16 protein-coding genes and 1 pseudogene are annotated in these 20,006 nt (G+C 71.4%); 15 read left to right on the forward strand and 2 right to left on the reverse strand.

Translation table 11 applies throughout. The features are described from left to right. Positions 1-160: 160 nt before the first annotated feature. Together HQ603_RS08645 and rpmB are read right to left on the reverse strand one after the other, a co-directional pair. Positions 161-952 (reverse strand): enoyl-CoA hydratase/isomerase family protein, encoded by a 792-nt coding sequence (locus tag HQ603_RS08645; protein ID WP_222684123.1) that lies wholly within the window; start codon positions 950-952, stop codon positions 161-163. Between the two features lie 112 nt (positions 953-1,064). Further along, a complete protein-coding gene (gene rpmB, locus HQ603_RS08650) occupies positions 1,065-1,256 on the reverse strand; it encodes a 50S ribosomal protein L28 (protein WP_068100597.1) in 192 nt (63 codons plus the stop codon). A gap of 276 nt (positions 1,257-1,532) precedes the next feature. On the opposite strand from rpmB, the gene recG reads away from it, so the two are divergent. The 15 genes and pseudogenes from recG to HQ603_RS08725 form a co-directional block, all read left to right on the forward strand. Further along, positions 1,533-3,809 (forward strand): ATP-dependent DNA helicase RecG, encoded by a 2,277-nt coding sequence (gene recG, locus HQ603_RS08655; protein WP_222684124.1) that lies wholly within the window; start codon positions 1,533-1,535, stop codon positions 3,807-3,809. 36 nt (positions 3,810-3,845) lie between these two features. After that, on the forward strand, positions 3,846-7,253 hold the full coding sequence (locus HQ603_RS08660; RefSeq protein ID WP_222684125.1) for a pyruvate carboxylase: 3,408 nt from the start codon (positions 3,846-3,848) through the stop codon (positions 7,251-7,253). A 1-nt stretch (position 7,254) separates the two neighbouring features. Further along, positions 7,255-7,842 (forward strand): 16S rRNA (guanine(966)-N(2))-methyltransferase RsmD, encoded by a 588-nt coding sequence (gene rsmD, locus HQ603_RS08665; RefSeq protein WP_222684126.1) that lies wholly within the window; start codon positions 7,255-7,257, stop codon positions 7,840-7,842. 12 nt (positions 7,843-7,854) lie between these two features. Continuing rightward, on the forward strand, positions 7,855-8,337 hold the full coding sequence (coaD, locus tag HQ603_RS08670) for a pantetheine-phosphate adenylyltransferase (protein ID WP_222684127.1): 483 nt from the start codon (positions 7,855-7,857) through the stop codon (positions 8,335-8,337). Positions 8,338-8,486: 149 nt separating this feature from the next. After that, positions 8,487-9,260, forward strand: a complete 774-nt coding sequence (locus HQ603_RS08675; protein ID WP_222684128.1) for a DivIVA domain-containing protein — start codon at positions 8,487-8,489, stop codon at positions 9,258-9,260. A gap of 207 nt (positions 9,261-9,467) precedes the next feature. Then, a complete protein-coding gene (locus HQ603_RS08680; RefSeq protein WP_222684160.1) occupies positions 9,468-9,956 on the forward strand; it encodes a YceD family protein in 489 nt (162 codons plus the stop codon). A gap of 94 nt (positions 9,957-10,050) precedes the next feature. Beyond that, entirely contained in the window at positions 10,051-10,233 is a 183-nt protein-coding gene (gene rpmF, locus HQ603_RS08685; RefSeq protein ID WP_068153101.1) for a 50S ribosomal protein L32, read from the forward strand. Between the two features lie 13 nt (positions 10,234-10,246). Further along, a complete protein-coding gene (gene rnc, locus HQ603_RS08690; RefSeq protein WP_222684129.1) occupies positions 10,247-11,029 on the forward strand; it encodes a ribonuclease III in 783 nt (260 codons plus the stop codon). 7 nt (positions 11,030-11,036) lie between these two features. After that, complete coding sequence (mutM, locus tag HQ603_RS08695) at positions 11,037-11,948, forward strand: bifunctional DNA-formamidopyrimidine glycosylase/DNA-(apurinic or apyrimidinic site) lyase (protein ID WP_222684130.1); 912 nt, start codon at positions 11,037-11,039, stop codon at positions 11,946-11,948. Between the two features lie 52 nt (positions 11,949-12,000). Next, the gene (locus HQ603_RS08700; protein ID WP_308126425.1) at positions 12,001-12,726 is read left to right on the forward strand and encodes a response regulator; all 726 of its coding nucleotides are present in this window, start codon (positions 12,001-12,003) and stop codon (positions 12,724-12,726) included. Between the two features lie 49 nt (positions 12,727-12,775). After that, positions 12,776-15,151: a lysylphosphatidylglycerol synthase transmembrane domain-containing protein gene (locus tag HQ603_RS08705; RefSeq protein WP_222684131.1), complete on the forward strand. Its 2,376-nt coding sequence runs from the start codon at positions 12,776-12,778 to the stop codon at positions 15,149-15,151. A gap of 20 nt (positions 15,152-15,171) precedes the next feature. Beyond that, positions 15,172-15,582 carry an OsmC family protein gene (locus HQ603_RS08710; RefSeq protein WP_222684132.1) on the forward strand — a complete coding sequence of 137 codons (411 nt, stop codon included), beginning with the start codon at positions 15,172-15,174 and terminating at the stop codon, positions 15,580-15,582. Then, positions 15,579-15,872, forward strand: a complete 294-nt coding sequence (locus HQ603_RS08715) for an acylphosphatase (RefSeq protein ID WP_222684133.1) — start codon at positions 15,579-15,581, stop codon at positions 15,870-15,872. The genes HQ603_RS08710 and HQ603_RS08715 overlap by 4 nt, the downstream gene beginning before the upstream one ends. Positions 15,873-15,951: 79 nt before the next feature. Beyond that, complete coding sequence (smc, locus tag HQ603_RS08720) at positions 15,952-19,554, forward strand: chromosome segregation protein SMC (protein WP_222684134.1); 3,603 nt, start codon at positions 15,952-15,954, stop codon at positions 19,552-19,554. A gap of 20 nt (positions 19,555-19,574) precedes the next feature. Continuing rightward, a pseudogene (locus tag HQ603_RS08725) lies at positions 19,575-20,006 on the forward strand (signal recognition particle-docking protein FtsY); the annotation flags it as partial.

Below are 20,006 nucleotides of genomic sequence, written 5' to 3' on the forward strand. Positions count from 1 at the left end.
GTTCGGCGCCGCACCAGGTCACGAACGTCGTCGAGGGTGGGGCCCGGTGCGTCCGAGGTGTCGAAGGCGACGGTGACGTATTGATCGCTGGACCCGGGGAACGACGGGGACGGGAGGAAGGCCGCGTCCGTGGCGTGAATCCGGGCGCTCGGTCGCCGCGTCATCGGCCGAAGGCGGGCCGCCGCTTCTCGACGAAGGCGTCGACGCCCTCGATACCGTCGGGGGAGTCCGCGGACAGCGTGATGGCGGCGGTCTCGGCGTCCAACTGGTCCGCCAGGCTCGCGCCCGCCGACGCCAGGAGCAGCTCCTTGGTGCGGCGCACGGTGCCGGTGGGTCCCGCCGCCAGGGTGCGGGCGAGCCGCTCCGCCTCGGAGGCGATGACCTCGTCGCCGACGAGTCGGGTCAGCAGTCCGAGGCGGTTGGCCTCGTCGGACCCCACCACCGCGTCGGTCAGCAGGATGTCGCGGGCGCGGCGCACTCCGACGATGCGGGGCAGCGTCCAGGTCAGGCCACCGTCGGGCGTAAACCCCAGGGCGGGGTACGCGGGGCGGAGCTTGGTGGAGCGGCCGCCGATGGCGATGTCGGTGTGACAGACCAGGGACATCCCGGCGCCGGCGGCCCAGCCGGGAACGCCCGCCACGACCGGAACGGGCGCGGACGCCAGCGCACGGACGAAGTCGTGGAATCGCTCGGCGAGACGGTGGACGAACGCGCCGCGGTCGGGCGCCGCGTGGAACGCGGCCACGTCGCCCCCGCCGCAGAAGTTGTCGTCGCCGCCGACGAGAAGAATCGCACCGATCCGGGGGTCCAGGTCGGCGAGGGCCGCGGCGCCGTCGTCCATCGCGCGACCGTCGAGGACGCTGCCCGATCCGGGCGCAGCGATGCGCACGCGGAGCACGCCGTCCTGCACGACGACGGGCGGCTCGGTCGGGGCTGACTCCTCGATGCTCATCGTCCGACCCTAACCGGACCGCGGACGCCGACGACCCGCCGGGAACGCCGAAACGGCGCTGCCCGACACCGAGGGTGTCGGGCAGCGCCGATGATGCGAACGTGCGGGAACGTCAGCCCCGGACCACCTTGCCGGCCTTGAGGCACGAGGTGCACACGTTCAGCCGGCGGGTGTTGCCCGGCGCGACCTGCGCACGGACGGTCTGGATGTTGGGGTTCCAGCGACGGTTGGTACGGCGGTGCGAGTGCGAAACCGACTTACCGAAGCCGGGTCCCTTGGCGCAAACGTCGCAGACGGCAGCCATAGTCGCGAACTCCTTGGTCTTCGTGGTGAGACCGACGCGGCGCGCCGCGATCGGTACTGCAGGACATCATGTGGGGTGAAGCTTCGCGTCCGCACCACATCCGGACATGCCGGACCGGCGAACGCAACCCTGCAAGACTAGCGCCAGCACCCCGTCGGACCAAACCGGGACCACGGGGAGCGTGGCGAACGTCCGTGACGGTACCGGGTGAGAGGATGCCGACCACGCGATCGACGGACGGCCGTCGAGTACGAGGGTCGGTAGGACAGGGGTGCGGTGACACATTTCGACGACAGGCTCGACACCGTGCTCGAGACGGGTGTGGCCCGCGCCCTGGAGGAGTCGTTCGAGCTGGTCACCGTCGGGGACCTGCTGCGCTACGTCCCGTCGCGCTACGTCTCGCAGGGCAGCGGCCTGGGGTCCACCGACCCGTACGAGGGCGATCACGTCACCGTGGTCGGCAGGGTGGCGAAGTGCGAGCTCTTCCCCCACCGCGGCAAGCGCGGTATCAGCGTGCTCGAGGTCACCCTCGACTGCGACGGGCAGCACGTCAAGGCCACCTTCTTCAACGGCAGCCGCGTGAAGCACGCCATCAAGGAAGACCAGCGGGTGATGTTCTCGGGCACGGTGAAGTACTGGCGCTCGAACTGGAGTCTCAACCACCCCCGATATCTCGTGCTCGACGACGACGAGTCGGATCTGGTATCGCGGGGCAACGCGTCGGCGGGGCCGCGTCGGGGAGTGGGTCAGGCCATGGACGCGGCGATCCGTGCACTGCCCTTCCTTCCCGTCTATCCGGCGGCGGCGGGCATCGAATCCTGGGACATCCTGTGGTGCACCCGCACGGTCCTCGAGGATCTCGACGCCGTCGAGGACCCGTTGCCCGACGTGGTTCGGGCGCAGGAGGGGCTGGCTCCCCTGGACCATGCGCTGCGCGCCGTCCACTTTCCGGCATCGAAGAACGACGCGGAGGCCGCGCGTCATCGGCTCCGTTTCGACGAGGCCGCCGCCGTGCAGTTGGTCCTGGCGACTCGTCGGCAGTCGGCGGCCGCGCGTCCGGCACCGGCCTGTCCGCCCCGCCGCGACGGTCTCGCGGCCGCGTTCGACGACGTTCTGCCGTTCGAGCTCACCGACGGTCAGAGGATCGTCGCCGAGGAGATCGGGACCGATCTGTCCGCTCCGCACCCGATGAACCGACTGCTCCAGGGCGAAGTGGGCTCCGGCAAGACCATCGTGGCGTTGCGCGCCATGCTGCAGGTCGTCGACGCCGGGTACCAGTGTGCGCTGCTCGCGCCCACCGAAGTGCTCGCGACGCAACATCATCGGTCGATCACCGCGCAGCTCGGTGCACTGGCGACGGCGGGGGAACTCGGTGCGCCCGAGCACGCGACCCGAGTGGTGTTGCTGACCGGGTCGATGTCGACGGCCGCGCGGCGTGCAGCACTGCTCGCGGTGGTCAGCGGGGACGCGGGCATCGTGATCGGCACGCACGCCCTCATCCAGGAGTCCGTGTCCTTCTTCGACCTCGGCATGGTGGTGGTCGACGAGCAGCACCGGTTCGGCGTGGAGCAACGAGACATGTTGCGCGCCAAGGCTCGTGGTGACAGCAGCCCGCACCTGCTGGTGATGACGGCGACGCCGATTCCGCGGACCATCGCCATGACCACGCTGGGCGACCTGGACACCTCGACCCTGCGCGAACTTCCGCGTGGTCGATCACCGATCGCGACGTCGGTGGTCCCGGCCCGGGCTCATCCGGGGTGGGTGGGGCGAGCCTGGGCACGCATCGCGGAAGAGGTCGCCGCCGGGCGCCAGGCCTACGTGGTGTGCTCTCGGATCGGCGAGGACGAGGACACTCCACCGCCACGCCGCGCGAAGAAGTCCTCCCGTCGGTCCGGCTCGGACAGGGACGTCGGCAGAGACGAGGACGAGAACGCGCCGACCACGGCCGCCGCCCTCGACGTGTTCGAGGCGCTGCGGTCGGGACCGCTGTCGGGTGTCCGGGTGGGACTGCTCCACGGCCGCCTGCCCGCGGACGAGAAGGACGCCGTGATGACGGCCTTCGACCACGGCGAGATCGACGTCCTGGTCTGCACCACGGTCGTCGAGGTCGGCGTGGACGTGCCCAACGCCACGACCATGGTGGTGATGGATGCCGACCGCTTCGGGGTCAGTCAGCTGCACCAGCTGCGCGGCCGAGTCGGCCGCGGCGGGCACCCGGGATTGTGCATCCTGGTCACCGACGTGAGCCCGAGTTCCCCGTCCCTGAACCGTCTGGAGGCCGTGGCCGGGACGACCGACGGATTCGAGCTCGCCCTGCTCGACCTCCGGCAGCGCCGGGAAGGGAACGTGCTGGGCGCCGACCAGTCGGGCACGCGGACCAATCTTCGTCTGCTGTCGGTGCTCGATCACCTCGACATCATCATGGCCGCACGAGAATTCGCGCAGCGCGTGGTGGCGGAAGATCCCGGACTCGCCCGCCATCCCGGTCTGGCGGGCATGATGCGCTCGGCGTGGGATGCGACCCGCGTGGACTTCCTCGACAAGGCATGACCCCCCGATGGCCGTACGGAAAGTAGGTTGACGCACATGTTCTCGAAGGTGTTGGTGGCCAATCGTGGTGAGATCGCGATTCGGGCGTTCCGTGCGGCGGTGGAGTTGGGTGCGGAGACGGTGGCGGTGTTTCCGTTCGAGGACCGCAATTCGGTGCATCGGACGAAGGCGGACGAGGCGTACGAGATCGGGGAGCCGGGTCATCCGGTGCGCAATTACCTGTCGGTGGAGGCGATCGTCGATGCGGCGGTGCGGGCGGGTGCGGACGCGATCTATCCGGGGTACGGGTTCTTGTCGGAGAATCCGGAGTTGGCGGCGGCGTGCGTGCGGGCGGGGATCACGTTCGTCGGTCCGTCGTCGGAGGTGTTGGAGTTGACGGGGAACAAGGCGCGGGCGATCGCGGCGGCGAAGGCGGCGGGGTTGCCGGTGTTGGCGTCGTCGGAGCCGTCGGCGGATGTCGAGGCGTTGGTGGCGGCGTCGGAGGGCATGGAGTTCCCGGTGTTCGTCAAGGCCGTCGCCGGCGGTGGTGGCCGGGGGATGCGGCGGGTGGCGGAGCGGTCGGGGTTGCGGGAGGCGATCGAGGCGGCGTCGCGTGAGGCGGAGTCGGCGTTCGGGGACGGGACGGTGTTCCTCGAGCAGGCGGTGGTCGATCCGCGGCACATCGAGGTGCAGATTCTGGCGGACACGCACGGGAATGTGATGCATCTGTTCGAGCGGGACTGCAGTGTGCAGCGGCGTCATCAGAAGGTGGTGGAGTTGGCGCCGGCGCCGAATCTGGATCCGGCGGTGCGGGAGCGGATCTGCGCGGACGCGGTGGCCTTCGCGAAGGAGATCGGCTACTCGTGCGCGGGCACGGTGGAGTTCCTGCTCGACACGCGCGGCAACCACGTGTTCATCGAGATGAATCCGCGGATCCAGGTCGAGCACACGGTGACCGAGGAGATCACCGATGTCGATCTGGTGGCGTCGCAGCTGCGGATCGCTTCGGGGGAGTCGCTCGAGGATCTGGGGTTGCGGCAGGAGGACATGCGGATTCGGGGTGCGGCGATGCAGTGCCGCATCACCACCGAGGATCCGGCGAACGATTTCCGCCCCGACACCGGCCGCATCACCGCGTACCGCACCCCGGGTGGGGCGGGGATTCGCCTCGACGGCGGGACGACGTTGGGGGCGGAGGTGTCGGCGTACTTCGATTCGATGCTGGTCAAGCTCACGTGCCGGGGGCGGACGTTCGAGGTGGCGGCGGCGCGGGCGCGGCGGGCGTTGGCGGAGTTCCGTATCCGCGGGGTCTCGACCAACATCCCGTTCCTGCAGGGCGTGCTCGACGATCCCGACTTCCGGGCCGGCACCGTCACCACCTCGTTCATCGAGCAGCGGCCGGAGTTGACGTCGGCGCGGCGCTCGGGCGACCGCGGCACGAAGATCCTGCGCTACCTGGCGGAGGTGACGGTGAACAAGCCGCACGGGGAACGCCCCACCACGGTGTACCCGCAGGACAAGTTGCCCGAGGTGGATCTGAGTGTGCCGCCGCCGGACGGGTCGCGGCAGCGGCTGCTGGCGTTGGGGCCGGAGGGGTTCGCGAAGGACCTGCGGGAGCGTTCGGCGTTGGGTGTCACCGACACCACGTTCCGCGATGCGCATCAGTCGCTGCTCGCGACGCGGGTGCGCACCTCGGGGCTGGCGATGGTGGCCCCGTACGTCGCGCGGACCACACCGGAGTTGTTGTCGGTGGAGTGTTGGGGCGGGGCGACGTTCGACGTGGCATTGCGGTTCCTGCACGAGGATCCGTGGGAGCGGTTGGCGGCGCTGCGGGAGGCGATGCCGAACATCGCGTTGCAGATGCTGCTGCGGGGGCGTAACACCGTCGGCTACACCCCGTACCCGGAGCGGGTCACCTCGGCGTTCGTGGAGGAAGCGGCGGCGACGGGGGTCGACATCTTCCGCATCTTCGACGCGTTGAACAACGTCGATCAGATGCGGCCGGCGATCGACGCCGTCCGCGCCACCGGCACCACCGTCGCCGAGGTGGCGATGTCCTACACGGGGGACCTGTCGAACCCGAACGAGGACCTCTACACCCTCGACTACTACCTGCGCCTGGCGGAGCAGATCGTCGACGCCGGCGCGCACGTGCTGGCGATCAAGGACATGGCCGGGCTGCTGCGCGCCCCGGCGGCGGCGACGTTGGTGACGGCGCTGCGGTCCAATTTCGATCTGCCGGTGCACGTGCACACCCACGACACCCCGGGCGGTCAGTTGGCGACGTACCTCGCGGCGTGGCAGGCGGGCGCGGATGCCGTCGACGGGGCGTCGGCGGCGATGGCGGGCACCACCAGTCAGCCCGCGCTGTCGGCGATCGTGGCGGCCGCCGCGCACACCGACCGCGACACCGGGCTCGATCTGCAGGCGGTGTGCGACCTCGAGCCGTTCTGGGAGGCGCTGCGGAAGGTGTACGCGCCGTTCGAGTCGGGGTTGCCCTCCCCGACGGGGCGGGTCTACACCCACGAGATCCCCGGCGGGCAGCTGTCGAACCTGCGTCAGCAGGCCATCGCGTTGGGGTTGGGGGACCGGTTCGAGGCGGTCGAGCAGGCCTATGCGGATGCGGATCGGTTGCTGGGGCGGTTGATCAAGGTCACCCCGAGTTCGAAGGTGGTGGGGGATCTGGCGTTGCATCTGGTGGGGGCGGGGGTGTCGATGGAGGATTTCGCCGCCGACCCGGGCCGCTTCGACATCCCGGACTCGGTGATCGGGTTCCTGCGCGGTGATCTCGGCACCCCCGCCGGGGGGTGGCCGGAGCCGTTCCGCTCCACCGCCTTGGCCGGGCGAGGCCCGGGGCGCGGGGAGGCGACGCTGACCACGCAGGACGAGGTGCTGCTCTCGGGTACCTCCGCGGAGCGTCGGGATCGGCTCAACCATCTGCTCTTCCCCGGCCCGGCGAAGGAGTTGGCCGAGCATCGCGAGAAGTTCGGCGACACCACCAGTTTGTCGGCGAACCAGTTCTTCTACGGACTGCGCCAGGGCGACGAGCATCGGGTGCAGCTCGAGAAGGGGGTGGAGTTGCTGATCGGACTCGAGGCGATCAGTGAGCCCGACGAGGCGGGGATGCGGACGGTGATGTGCATCCTCAACGGGCAGTTGCGGCCGGTGTCGGTGCGGGACCGGTCGATCTCCGCCGATGTCCCGACCACGGAGAAGGCCGACAGCAGCGATCCGTCGCATCTGGCGGCGCCGTTCGCCGGGGTGGTCACCCTCGTCGCCGCCGAAGGCGACACCGTGACCGCCGGGGACACCGTCGCCACCATCGAGGCGATGAAGATGGAAGCGGCCGTCACCGCACCCCGGTCGGGGACCATCACCCGCCTCGCCCTGTCCGGGGTGGCCCGCGTCGAAGGCGGCGACCTCATCGCCGTCATCACCGTCGGCGACACCACCGACCCCAGCTGAGGTGACCCGCATCGTCGCCGGCCACGCCCGCGGGCGCACGCTGGCGGTGCCGCCGCGCGGCACCCGGCCCACGGCGGACCGGGTGCGCGAGGCGCTCTTCAGTGCCCTCGAGGCGCGGATGGATCTCGACGGCGCCGCCGTGCTCGACCTCTATGCGGGGTCGGGTGCGGTGGGCCTCGAATCGCTCTCCCGCGGTGCCGCGCACGTGCTCCTGGTGGAGAACGACGCCCGCGCGGCCCGGGTGATCGCACGGAACGTCGCCACCGTCGGACTGCCGGGCGCCGTCGTGCGGACGTCGACGGTGGCCGGGGCGTTGTCGGGGCCGCCCGACCGCGAGTACGACCTGGTCTTCGCCGACCCGCCCTACGCCGTCTCCGACGCGGAGGTGGGCACGGCCCTGGAGCGTCTGGTGGACGGCGGGTGGCTGGCCGACGACGCGCTCGTCGTGGTCGAGCGATCCAGCCGATCGCCGTCGACCGGGTGGCCCGCCGGGCTGTCGGCGGTCAAGTCCTGGACCTATGGCGAGGCGCGAGTCGACCTGGCGCGCCGGGACGCCGGACGTGGGCCCGAGGACCGACGCACCGGCTGATACGTTCCCGGTGTGACCCGCGTCGTGTGCCCCGGCTCGTTCGATCCCGTCCACCTCGGCCACCTCGACGTGATCGCCCGTGCGGCAACGCAATTCGACGAGGTCGTGGTGACCGTCGTCGTCAATCCGAACAAGAGCGGGCTGTTCACCGTCGACGAGCGCGTGCAGATGATCGACGCCTGCACCACGCACCTCGCCGGTGTCCGGGTGGACGTGTGGGAGGGGCTGCTGGTCGACTACGCCGCGCAGCACGGCGCCACCGCGATGATCAAGGGTCTGCGCAACGCCGCCGACTTCGACTACGAGGTGCAGATGGCGCAGATGAATCGCCGCCTCACCGGGGTGGACACCGTGTTCCTCGGCACCGACCCCGTGCACAGCTGCCTGTCGAGCTCGCTGATCAAGGAGATCGCGCGACTCGGCGGCGACGTGACGTCGATGGTCCCCACCGTCGTGCACGAGCGGTTGCTGGCCCGCCTGGCCGAGCGCGACTGACGGCCCACACGCACCCCCGACACACCGGGGCAGATGGCGAGCCCCTCGCCGCCCATCGCGCACACTGGGCCTGCAGACCGGTCGGTGGTCCCGAGAAGGACCGCTGCCATGGTGACCGGTCACCGACGACGAAGTGAGGTCCAGGAACCGTGTACCGGGTATTCGAGGCGCTCGACGAGCTCGTGGCGATCGTCGAGGAGGCGCGGGGCGTTCCGATGACCGCGGGGTGCGTCGTGCCACGCGGTGACGTGCTCGAACTGCTCGACGACGTGCGGGACGCCATTCCGGGTGAGCTCGACGACGCCCAAGACGTGCTGGACCACCGCGACAAGTTGGTGTCGGATGCGCGGACGGGCGCGGAGAAGACGATCTCCTCGGCGAACGCGGAGGCCACGTCGACGGTCGAGAACGCCCGCGACGAGGCCGATCGGCTGTTGGCGGACGCCAAGGCGCACGCCGATCGCATGGTCGCCGAGGCCACCGCCCACGCCGAGTCGCTGGTGTCGGAGGCGACCGCGCGGGCCGAGTCCACCGTGGCCGACGGCGAGCACGAGTACGAGACCCTGGTCGAGCGCGCGCGGGCCGAGGCCCAGCGTTTGGTCGACAGCGGCACCGCGTCCTACGAGCGGTCTGTCGCCGACGGCGTCGCCGAGCAGGAGCGGCTGGTGTCGCAGACCGAGGTCGTGACGGCCGCGCACGCGGAATCGGCACGCGTGATCGACGCCGCCCACGCCGAGTCCGACCGCCTGCGCAGCGAGTGCGACCTCTACGTCGACAGCAAGCTCGCCGAGTTCGAGGAACTGCTCTCGGGGACCCTGCGTTCGGTCGGCCGTGGTCGTCAGCAGCTGCGTACCGGCACGGGCGTGCCGAACTACGACGCCGATTTCGCCGACCCGCGCAGCGAGCCCCGCGGCCGGTACTGACCGGAGCGTCGCCCCGACCGAAGTTGAACGGTGCGGTCCGCTCCCGTACCGTGGAGTGGTTGCCCGCACCGCCCGTGCCGGTCGCAGCTCCGTGTCCGCTACCGAGTAAGAGGTCGTTCGTTGTCTCCCGCCGCTCGTTCCCGTTCCACCGGCCCCGCTTCGGCGCTGGTGGTGGACACCCGTCGTCTCGGGCGGCGCGGTGGATCGATGATGCCGGTGCAGCGCACCGCGCCGGCGCCGTCGCGCATCGGTCTGGACCTGATCGCGGTGCCGGAGGGTGCGGATCTCGAGCTCGACCTGCGGCTGGAGTCGGTCACCGAAGGTGTGCTGGTCAGCGGCACGGTCGACGCCGACACCGAGGGGGAGTGCTCCCGGTGCCTCGAGCCGTTCACCTCGCACGTCCAGCTGCACCTGACCGAACTGTTCGCGTACCCGGACAGCGTGACGGACGAGACGACGGACGCCGACGACGTCTACCGCGTCGAGGACGACGCGGTCGATCTTGAGCCGCTGATCGTCGACGTGGCGGGTCTCACACTGCCGCTCAGGCCGCTGTGCAGCGAGGACTGCCAGGGTCTGTGCCCGGAGTGCGGCGTCCGCCTGTCGATTGCGGAACCCGGGCATTCTCATGAGAGACTTGACCCTCGCTGGGCCGGTCTGGCAGCCAAGCTGCAGGACCAGGGCTCCGATACCTAGTCCGCCGACGCGCCACGCGTCGACGCGACCAGCAGTAACACCGACAAGCAGCACTACCGACAAGCAGTAGCACCGAGCACGAGGAGAAGTAGAAGTGGCTGTCCCGAAGCGCAAGATGTCGCGGTCCAACACCCGTTCGCGACGCAGCCAGTGGAAGACCACTGCACCCACGCTGATCTCGTGCCCCAACCGCGGATGCGGCGAGAAGACCCTGCCCCACACGGTGTGCCCGAACTGCGGCACCTACAAGGGTCGCCAGGTCACCGCGGCTGTCTGATCGAGCATCGATCGTGACGGACCAGATCACGACACCGTCGCCCGAGAGCGGTGAGAGCGAGCACGCATCGCTTCTCGCCGCTCTCGGCGTTTCGGTACACTCCGAACTTCTCGAGCTGGCGTTGACCCACCGCTCATACGCGTACGAGCACGGCGGTCTGCCCACCAACGAGCGCCTCGAATTCCTCGGCGACTCGGTGCTGGGTCTGTCCATCACCGAGAAGCTGTACACCACGCATCCGGACAAGTCCGAGGGCGAACTCGCGAAGATCCGCGCCAGCGTGGTCAACATGCACGCCCTCGCCGAGGTGGCGCGGGGACTCGGCGACGGCGGCCTCGGCGCCCACCTGCGGTTGGGCAAGGGCGAGGAGATGACCGGCGGTCGCGACAAGCCGTCCATCCTCGCCGACGGGATGGAATCCCTCCTCGGCGCGATCCATGTTCAGTACGGCATCGACACCGCCCGAGAGGTGGTCCTTCGCTTGTTCGCGGACCTGCTCGACCGGGGTCCCCGGCTGGGTGCCGGCCTCGACTGGAAGACCAGCCTGCAGGAGCTCACCGCCGAGAAGGGTCTGGGCGTGCCGGTCTACGAGATCTCGGCCACCGGACCGGACCACGACAAGGAGTTCACGGCCACGGTGCTGGTCGGCGGAACCCCGTTCGGAACCGGAATCGGGCGGACCAAGAAAGAAGCCGAGCAGCGCGCCGCCGGCACCGCATGGAACGACCTGTCCGACGGCACCCCGGCCGTCCCGGCCGCCGGGGTCGGCACGGCGCCGACAGCTCCGGGGGTCTGACCCGCCGGTGCCCGAGCTCCCCGAGGTCGAGGTCGTGCGGCGTGGTCTGAACGACCACGTCGTCGGGTCCGTGCTGCACCGCGTCGAGGTGCTGCACCCGCGCGCGGCGCGGCGGCACGAGCCCGGCAGTCTCGACCTCGAGTCCCGGCTCGCCGGAACCGAGGTGCGCGCGGTCGACCGGCGCGGCAAGTACCTCTGGCTGGTGGTCGCACCCCCCGGCGCCGACGTCACGCGCGCCGGAGCCGCCGAAGCCGCCGAAGCCGCCGAAGCCATTGTCGTGCACCTCGGCATGAGCGGGCAGATGCTGGTGCAGCCCACCACCGCGCCCGCCGAGAAGCACCTCCGCATCCGCGTCGACCTCGGCGACGACCGCGAACTCCGTTTCGTCGACCAGCGCACGTTCGGTGGCTGGGCCGTGGCCGACCTGGTCGACTCCGGCGGCACCCTCGTGCCCGCTCCGGTCGCGCACATCGCCCGCGACCCGCTCGACCCGCTGTTCGACGTCGAGCAGGTGGTGGCGACGATGCGCGGCAAGCACACCGAGATCAAGCGAGCCCTGCTCGACCAGACCGTCGTGTCGGGCGTCGGCAACATCTATGCCGACGAGTCGTTGTGGCGCAGCAAGATTCATGGTGCCCGCCTCACCGATTCCCTCACCCGGCCGGCCCTGCGGCGGGTGCTGCACCACGCCCATGCGGTGATGGGGGAGGCCCTCGCCCAGGGCGGCACGTCGTTCGACGCGCTCTACGTCAACGTCAACGGACAGTCCGGGTACTTCGATCGGTCCCTGGCCGCCTACGGGCAGGAGGGCCTGCCGTGCCCGCGCTGCGGCGCCCCCATCCGGCGGGAGAAGTTCATGAACCGCTCTTCGTTCAGCTGCCCCCGGTGTCAGCCGCGTCCGCGGGTGCGCCGCGCGTAAGGAACGCGCAAACGAGACGAGCCGACGCGGCGACGTCGGCCATGATGGACCCGTGACCTCGGGACAGCCCTCCGTGGCCGGCGACGCGCCGCCGCGTACGCGCGTGCTCGTGGTCGACGACGAGCCGGGGCTGGTGCGGGCGCTGCGCATCAATCTCGGCGTCCGCGGGTACGACGTGACGACGGCGACCACGGGTGCCGGAGCGTTGCGCGCGGCGGCGTACACCAAGCCCGACGTGGTGGTGCTCGACCTCGGACTGCCGGACCTCGACGGGCTCGAGGTGCTCGCCGGGCTGCGGGGATGGACGGCGGTGCCCGTCGTCGTGCTGTCCGCGCGGACCGATTCGGCGGACAAGGTCGACGCCCTCGACGCCGGCGCCGACGACTACGTGACCAAGCCCTTCGGCATGGACGAGTTCCTCGCGCGCCTGCGGGCGGCCGTGCGGCGCGGGTCGGCCGCGACGGCGGCGGACGCCGAACCGGTGGTCGAGACCGACGCCTTCACCGTCGACCTCCCGGCCAAGACCGTGACCCGTGACGGCGTCGCCGTGCACCTGACGCCCACCGAGTGGGGGATGCTCGAGATGCTGGTGCGGCACCGCGGCCGGTTGGTGAGCCAGAAGGAGATCCTGCGGCAGGTGTGGGGGCCGGCGTACGAGTCGGAGACGCACTACCTCCGGGTCTACCTCGGCCAACTGCGGCGCAAGCTGGAGGTGGACCCGTCGCACCCCCGGCATCTGCTCACCGAGGCCGGCATGGGCTACCGATTCCAGGTCTGACCTGCCTGCCTGCGGCTTCGACGCACTCACCCGGGTTAGGTTGACCAGCGTGCAGGTCGACGGACGCCAGATCCCGGTCCACGGGAACGTGTTGCAACCGTTGACCCGTCGCACCAGCGACATCCTGCGGGTGGTCGCGTCCGCCGTCTTCCTGGGCCTCGTGATCGTGGGGTCGGTGATCACCCGCAGCCAGTGGATGGCCCTCGAGCGGTCGATCTCGGACATCGTCGGGGTGCTCACCCCGAGCCAGTCGAATGCCGTCTACCTGGTCTACAGCATCGCGATCCTCGCGTTGCCGTTCACCGTTCTCGCCGGTCTGGTGGCGGCGCGGCGCTGGCGTCTGCTCGGCGGGTACCTCGCCGCGGCGGCCATCGCCGCGCTGTCGCTGTCCATCAGTCCCAGCGGAATCTCGGCGCCCGGCTGGCACATCGACGAATCCACCCGACTCGACACCCTCGCCTCCCAGGTGCTCGACGATCCGCGGTGGATCGCGATCGTCGCCGCCGTGCTCACCGTCTCCGGTCCCGGTCTGCCGGCCCGGTGGCGTCGTACCTGGTGGTTCCTGCTTCTCGCATTCGTCCCCATCCATCTGGTGGTGAGCACCGTGGTCCCCGCGCGATCGTTGATCGGGTTGTCGGTGGGGTGGCTGGCCGGATCGGTGGTGGTGCTCGTGGTGGGCACGCCCGCCCTCGAGGTGCCCCTCGATCGGGCCGTGCGCGAACTGGGGCGGCGCGGCGTGTCCGTGACCGCCCTGACCGTGGTGCGTCCGGCGGGAGCCGGGCCGCTGCTCCTCTCCGGGGACACCGGCGCCGCGGGCCCCGGCGTCGTCATCGAACTCTTCGGGCCCAATCAACGCAGCCGCGGTGCCCTGCGGTACCTCCAGCGCATCGTGACGTTGCGGCCCAACGAAAACGCCCCACTGCACGCCTCCCAGCGCCGCGCGGTGGAGCATCGAGCGCTCATGGGTATCGCCGTGGATGCGCTCGGCGTCTCGGCGATCACGCCCACCGCGGTGGCCGACCTCGGACGCGGGTGGGTCCTGTACGCACACAGCGTCGCTCGGGGTCGACCGCCCGAGCCCGGGCGTCAGGAGGACGTCGTCGCGATGTGGCGCACTCTCGGCGTGCTGCGGTCCCGGCAGATCGCGCATGGCTCCCTGCGTCCCTCCGAGGTGCGTCTCGACGTCGACGACACCGCGCTGCTCGACGGGTTCGGCACGGCGGAGCTCGGGGCGTCGCCCGCTCGGTTGCGCACGGACGCCGCGCAACTGCTGCTCACCACGGCGTCGTTGGTGGGCCCGGACGCCGCCGTGGACGCGGCGGTGACCCGGCTGGGGGAGACCGACGTGGTGGCGGCCTCACGCCGACTGACGCCGTCGGCCATTCCCCGGCTCGTGCGCGAGGAGATCGAGGACGCCAAGGCGTTGATGACCGCGACGCGGGACACGGTGGCCGCGCGGACCGGCATCGGCACCATCACGGCCGAACAGGTCACCCGGTTCTCGCGCAACCAGATCATCCAGCTGGTCCTGCTCATCGCCCTGGTCTACGTGGCGTACCCGTTCGTCGGGCAGCTGCCGACCTTCGCGACCGAGCTGCGCTCGATCGACTGGGGTTGGGCCGCAGCGGGACTCGCGATCTCCGCCGCGACGTACTTCGGTGCGGCGGCGGCACTGTGGGCGTGTGCGAGCGGACAGGTGAGCTACTGGCACACGACGGTGATGCAGGTGGCCAATACGTTCGCCGCCACCACCACGCCCGCGGGCGTCGGCGGTCTCGCGCTGTCCGTGCGGTTCCTGCAGAAGGGTGGGGTGTCGGTGGCCCGGTCCACCGCGGCCGTCGCGCTGCAGCAACTCGTGCAGGTCATCGCGCACGTCACGCTGCTGGTCGCGTTCTCGGTCGCGGCGGGCCAGTCCGCCGACCTCGCCCGCTTCGTTCCCGGCACGACCATCCTCTACCTGATCGCCGGGGTGGCGTTCGGCGTGCTCGGTGCGTTTCTCTTCGTCCCCACGCTGCGACGATTCCTGCGCACCGCCGTGCGGCCGCAGCTGGCGGAAGTGTGGGCCGACCTGCGCGATCTGGCACGCAACCCCGGCCGGTTCGCGATCATCGTCGCCGGGTGCGCCGCCACGACCCTCGGCGCCGCCGCGGCGCTCTGGGTCAGCGTGGAAGCGTTCGGCGGCGGCACCACCTTCGTCACCGTCACGGTCGTCACCATGATCGGCGGCACCCTCGCCTCGGCCGCACCCACACCCGGCGGGGTCGGCGCCGTGGAGGCGGCGCTGATCGGCGGACTCGCCGCCTTCGGTCTTCCCGCCGCGGTGGCGGTGCCCTCCGTCCTGCTCTATCGCGTCCTCACCTGCTGGATCCCGGTGTTCCTCGGCTGGCCGATCATGCGCTGGATGACCCGACGCGAGCTGATCTGACCACCCCCTACGATCGGGCCATGGCTGAACTGTGGGTCGAGCGCACCGGCACCCGCCGCTACACGGGCAAGAGCGACCGCGGGGCGGAGGTGTTGATCGGGTCGGAGGACGTCCCCGGTGTCTTCACCCCCGGTGAGTTGCTCAAGATCGCGCTCGCCGCCTGCACCGGGATGAGCTCGGATCGCCCCCTCGCCCGTCGCCTCGGCGAGAACTACGACGCGACGGTGCGCGTCTCCGGCACCGCGGACCGCGACAACGAGGTGTATCCGCGACTCGACGAGATCCTCCAGGTCGATCTCAGCGAGCTGGACGCCGAGGCGCAGGAGCGGCTGCTCACCGTCGTGACCAAGGCCGTCGACAAGGTGTGCACCGTGGGACGCACTCTGAAGGCCGGCACCGAGGTGACCCTCTCGGTCGAGGTCGACGGATGACCGAGGCAGCCGAGACACAGGACGAGCGACTCGACGCTTGGGTCCACGGCACGGTCCAGGGTGTCGGCTTCCGCTGGTGGACCCGCTCGCGTGCCCTCGAACTCGGCCTGGTCGGCTCGGCCACCAACACCGCCGACGGCCGGGTGCACGTGATCGCCGAGGGGCCGAGCGACCGTCTCGACGCCCTGCTCGCCGCGCTGCGTTCGGACGCGACGCCCGGCGCGGTGACCACCGTGGTGGACAGCCGCGGTCCCGCGCGCGGGGGCCTGTCGGGCTTCGTCGAACGGTAGGCTGCTCAGCCGTGCATCCGACCACTCCCACGCCGACGTCCCGTCGTCGCGTGACGGCCGAGGCGGGTCGGACACTGCCGTGCACCTGAAGAGCCTGACGCTGAAGGGCTTCAAGTCCTTCGCCTCCGCGACGACCCTGCGCTTCGAGCCGGGGATCACGTGTGTCGTCGGACCGAACGGCTCCGGCAAGTCCAACGTGGTCGACGCCCTCACCTGGGTGATGGGCGAGCAGGGCGCCAAGGCGCTGCGCGGCGGGAAGATGGAGGACGTCATCTTCGCCGGCACGTCCGGTCGCGCGGCCCTCGGCCGCGCCGAGGTGACGCTGACCATCGACAACGCCGACGGGGCGCTGCCCATCGACTACTCCGAGGTCTCCATCACCCGGCGCATGTTCCGCGACGGCGCCGGCGAGTACGAGATCAACGGGTCGTCCTGCCGACTCATGGACGTGCAGGAACTGCTCAGCGACTCCGGCATCGGCCGCGAGATGCACGTCATCGTCGGTCAGGGGCGTCTCGCCGCCATCCTCGAATCGCGGCCCGAGGACCGCCGCGCCTTCATCGAGGAGGCGGCCGGCGTGCTCAAGCACCGCAAGCGCAAGGAGAAGGCGCTCCGCAAGCTCGACGCGATGCAGGCCAACCTCGCCCGGCTGACCGACCTCACCACCGAACTCCGCCGCCAGCTCAAGCCGCTCGGGCGGCAGGCGGAGGTGGCCCGACGGGCGCAGACCGTGCAGGCCGATCTGCGGGATGCGCGCCTGCGCCTCGCGGCCGACGATCTGGTGACCCGGCGCCGCGAACTCGCGGAGCAGTCCCGCGACGAGGACCGCATCCGGACCGAGCAGGCCGCGGTCGCCGACGCTCTCGCGGAGGGCGAGGCGGTGCTGGCCCGAGCGGAAGCCGAGCTGGCGCAGCTCACCCCCAGTGCCGAGGCCGCCGCGGCCGGCTGGTTCGAATTGTCCGCCCTGGCCGAACGGGTCGGGGCCACGGTCCGCATCGCCACCGAACGCGCGCGGCACCTCGACGCCGACCCCGACGACCGACACGGACCGGACCCCGACGAGCTCGACGACCGCGCCGAGGAGATGGCCGAGGAGGAGGAGCGGCTCGCCGAGGGCGTCGAGATGGCGCGGGAGTCCCTCGAGGCCGCCCGCGACGAGCTGGCCGACCGGGAGGCGGCGGCCGCCGACGCCGAGCGAGCCCACGCGGCCGCGGTACGCGCCGTCGCCGATCGCCGAGAAGGGTTGGCGCGCTTGGCCGGTCGTCTCGACGGTCTCCGGGCGCGCGTGGAGTCGCACGACGCGGAGATGGCCCGCCTGAGCGCTGCCATCGAGGACGCCACGCGGCGCGGCGACGAGGCGCGGACCGAGTTCGAGGCGGTCCAGGATCGAGTGGGGGAACTCGACGCCGGCGAGGCCGGTCTCGACCGACAGCACGAGCGCGCCGTGGACTCCGCGGCGCGCGCCGACGCGCGGGTGGCCGAACTGCAGGCGCAGGAGCGGGAGGCCGCTCACCGGGTCGCGTCGCTGCGTGCCCGCATCGAAGCGCTGCAGACGACGTTGGACCGCGGTGACGGCGGTGCCTGGCTCGCCGACCGGGGCCTGGCCGACGGGGGTCGGCTCGGCGACCACCTGACCGTCGCCGCCGGGTACGAGGTGGCGGTGGCCGCCGCGCTCGGCGCGGGCGCGGACGCCGTGGTCGTCTCGTCCGGCGACCGCGCACACGAGGCGCTGCGAGCGCTCCGGGACGACGACGGGGGCCGCGCGGCGATCGTCCACCGCACGGAACGCGCGTCGTCCGCCGCCGCCGGGACGAACGCCGCCGGTGACGACGACGCCGGGGGAGTGGCGGCGATCTCCGTCGTGACCGCGGACGACGCGGTGCACGACGCCGTCGCGTCGTTGCTGGCGGGAGTGCGCATCGTCGAGACCGACGCCGAGGCGGCGGCCGTCGTGGACTCCGATCCGCGGGCGCGGGCCGTCACGCGGCGCGGTGATCTGGTCGGCCGCGGGTGGATCACCGGCGGCTCCGACCGGCGACCGAGCACCCTCGAGGTGCAGGCGACCATCGACGAGTCCACGGCCGAGCTGGCGGAGAGCGAACGCCGCGTCGGCGAGGCGCTGGCGGCCCTGTCCGGGGCGCTCGCCGAACAGGCCGACCGCCGCGAGGCCGCCGAACAGGCCCTGGCCGCGCTGACCGAATCGGACGCCGCCATGTCCGCGATCTACGAACAACTCGGCCGGCTCGGCCAGGTCACCCGACTGGCGGAGAAGGACGCCGACCGCCTGCGGGAGCAGCGCCGCCGGGCGGAGGACCAGCGCGACGAGGCCGCGACGGCCCTGGCCGAGCTCGAGGAGCGCGTCCGGCTGGCCGAGGACGACGCGGCCGGCGACGGCGAGGACGGCGACGCCGGCGAGGACTGGGCGATCGCCCGCGAGGAGGCGGCGGCCGCCGTCGCCGAGGTGCGGGCGGTGGAGGTCGAGGCCCGCCTCGCCCTGCGGACGGCCGAGGAACGCGCGCAGTCGGTCCGGGGACGGGCCGAGGGGTTGCGGCGTCAGGCCCGCATCGAGCGGGAGACCCGTGCCCGCGCCGAGGTCGCCCGCGCTCGCCGCGCGCGTTCGGCCGCCGTGGCCGCGGCGGTCGCCGAGTCCGGCACCGCCCTGCTGGGCCGGCTCGACCTCGTCGTCGCCGACGCGGCGTCGACCCGCGACGATCTGACCCGCCGCCGCACCGAGCGCGCCGCGGAGGTGGACCGCACCCGCGAGCAGGTCCGGGCCCTGGCCGCGCGGGCTGCGCAGCTGACCGATGCGGTGCACCGGGACGAGGTCGCCAAGGCACAGGCCGTGCTGCGGATCGAACAGCTCGAACAGGGCGTCGTCGAGCAGTTCGCCATCGCACCCGACGATCTGATCGCCGAGTACGGCCCCGACGTCGCGCTCCCGCCCACCGAACTGGAGATGGCGGAGTACGAGCAGGCCAAGGAACGTGGCGAGCAGGTCACCCGGCCAGCACCGCTGCCCTTCGACCGCGCCGAGCAGGAACGGCGGGTCAAGCGGGCCGAACGGGACCTCGCGACCCTCGGGAAGGTCAACCCGCTGGCGCTCGAGGAGTTCGCCGCGCTCGAGGAGCGGTACAACTTCCTGTCCACGCAGCTCGAGGACGTCAAGAGCGCCCGCAAGGACCTGCTGGGTGTGGTCGCGGAGGTCGACGCTCGCATCCTGCAGGTGTTCACCGATGCGTACGCCGACGTCGAACGCGAGTTCGTCGGCGTCTTCGCCACCCTCTTCCCGGGCGGCGAGGGCCGGCTGGTGCTCACCGACCCGTCGGACATGCTCACCACCGGGATCGAGGTCGAGGCGCGGCCGCCGGGCAAGAAGGTCAAGCGGCTCTCGCTGCTCTCCGGCGGCGAGAAGTCCCTGACGGCCGTCGCGATGCTCGTGGCGATCTTCCGGGCGCGTCCGTCCCCGTTCTACGTCATGGACGAGGTGGAGGCGGCCCTCGACGACACCAACCTGCGACGTCTGATCTCCCTGTTCGAGCAGCTGCGGGAGAAGTCCCAGCTCATCGTCATCACCCATCAGAAGCCGACGATGGAGGTCGCGGACGCGTTGTACGGCGTCAGCATGCGCGGCGACGGCATCACCACGGTCATCTCGCAGCGCCTGCCACGCGCCGTCGGCTGACGCCCTGAAACAATGGTGGCGTGACCACCGAACTCTGGATCGTCGTAGCCGCTGTCCTGGCCCTTCTGGTCGTCGTACTCGTCGTCGGGTCGGTGCTGGCGCGCCGCCGGCGGATCTCCCTGCGCGGGGACACGCAGGAGACGCCGCGGGAGGTCGATCGGTCCGGCGGATACAAGGCGAGCACGGGCTTCGACTTCTCGCAGGGCACGGCCGCACCGCCCGAGCCGGTGCGCCGCGACACCCGCCCGGCGCCCGACCTGGTGGGCGAGCGCACCGACACCGACGATCAGCCACGCGTCGGCGACGACGCGTCGGTTCCGCGGGATGCGCCGAAGCGCGGGATCACCGACGTCACCCTGCCGGAGCCCGCGACCGCCCCCGAGCCGCAACGACCCGCCACTGTTCGCGGACGATCTCCCGGTCCGCCGGGGCGACGCGGTGTTGACCCGCAC

The sequence above is a fragment of the Rhodococcoides corynebacterioides genome (assembly GCF_019834675.1).
GTDB lineage: Bacteria > Actinomycetota > Actinomycetes > Mycobacteriales > Mycobacteriaceae > Rhodococcoides > Rhodococcoides corynebacterioides_A.

Bases quoted from the DNA above. Each gene is read 5' to 3' on its own strand.
- HQ603_RS08715 (WP_222684133.1), top strand. From the start codon at position 15,579: ATGACCGAGGCAGCCGAGACACAGGACGAGCGACTCGACGCTTGGGTC.
- rpmB (WP_068100597.1), bottom strand. From the start codon at position 1,256: ATGGCTGCCGTCTGCGACGTTTGCGCCAAGGGACCCGGCTTCGGTAAG.
- HQ603_RS08660 (WP_222684125.1), top strand. From the start codon at position 3,846: ATGTTCTCGAAGGTGTTGGTGGCCAATCGTGGTGAGATCGCGATTCGG.
- HQ603_RS08710 (WP_222684132.1), top strand. From the start codon at position 15,172: ATGGCTGAACTGTGGGTCGAGCGCACCGGCACCCGCCGCTACACGGGC.
- HQ603_RS08645 (WP_222684123.1), bottom strand. From the start codon at position 952: ATGAGCATCGAGGAGTCAGCCCCGACCGAGCCGCCCGTCGTCGTGCAG.
- HQ603_RS08680 (WP_222684160.1), top strand. From the start codon at position 9,468: ATGATGCCGGTGCAGCGCACCGCGCCGGCGCCGTCGCGCATCGGTCTG.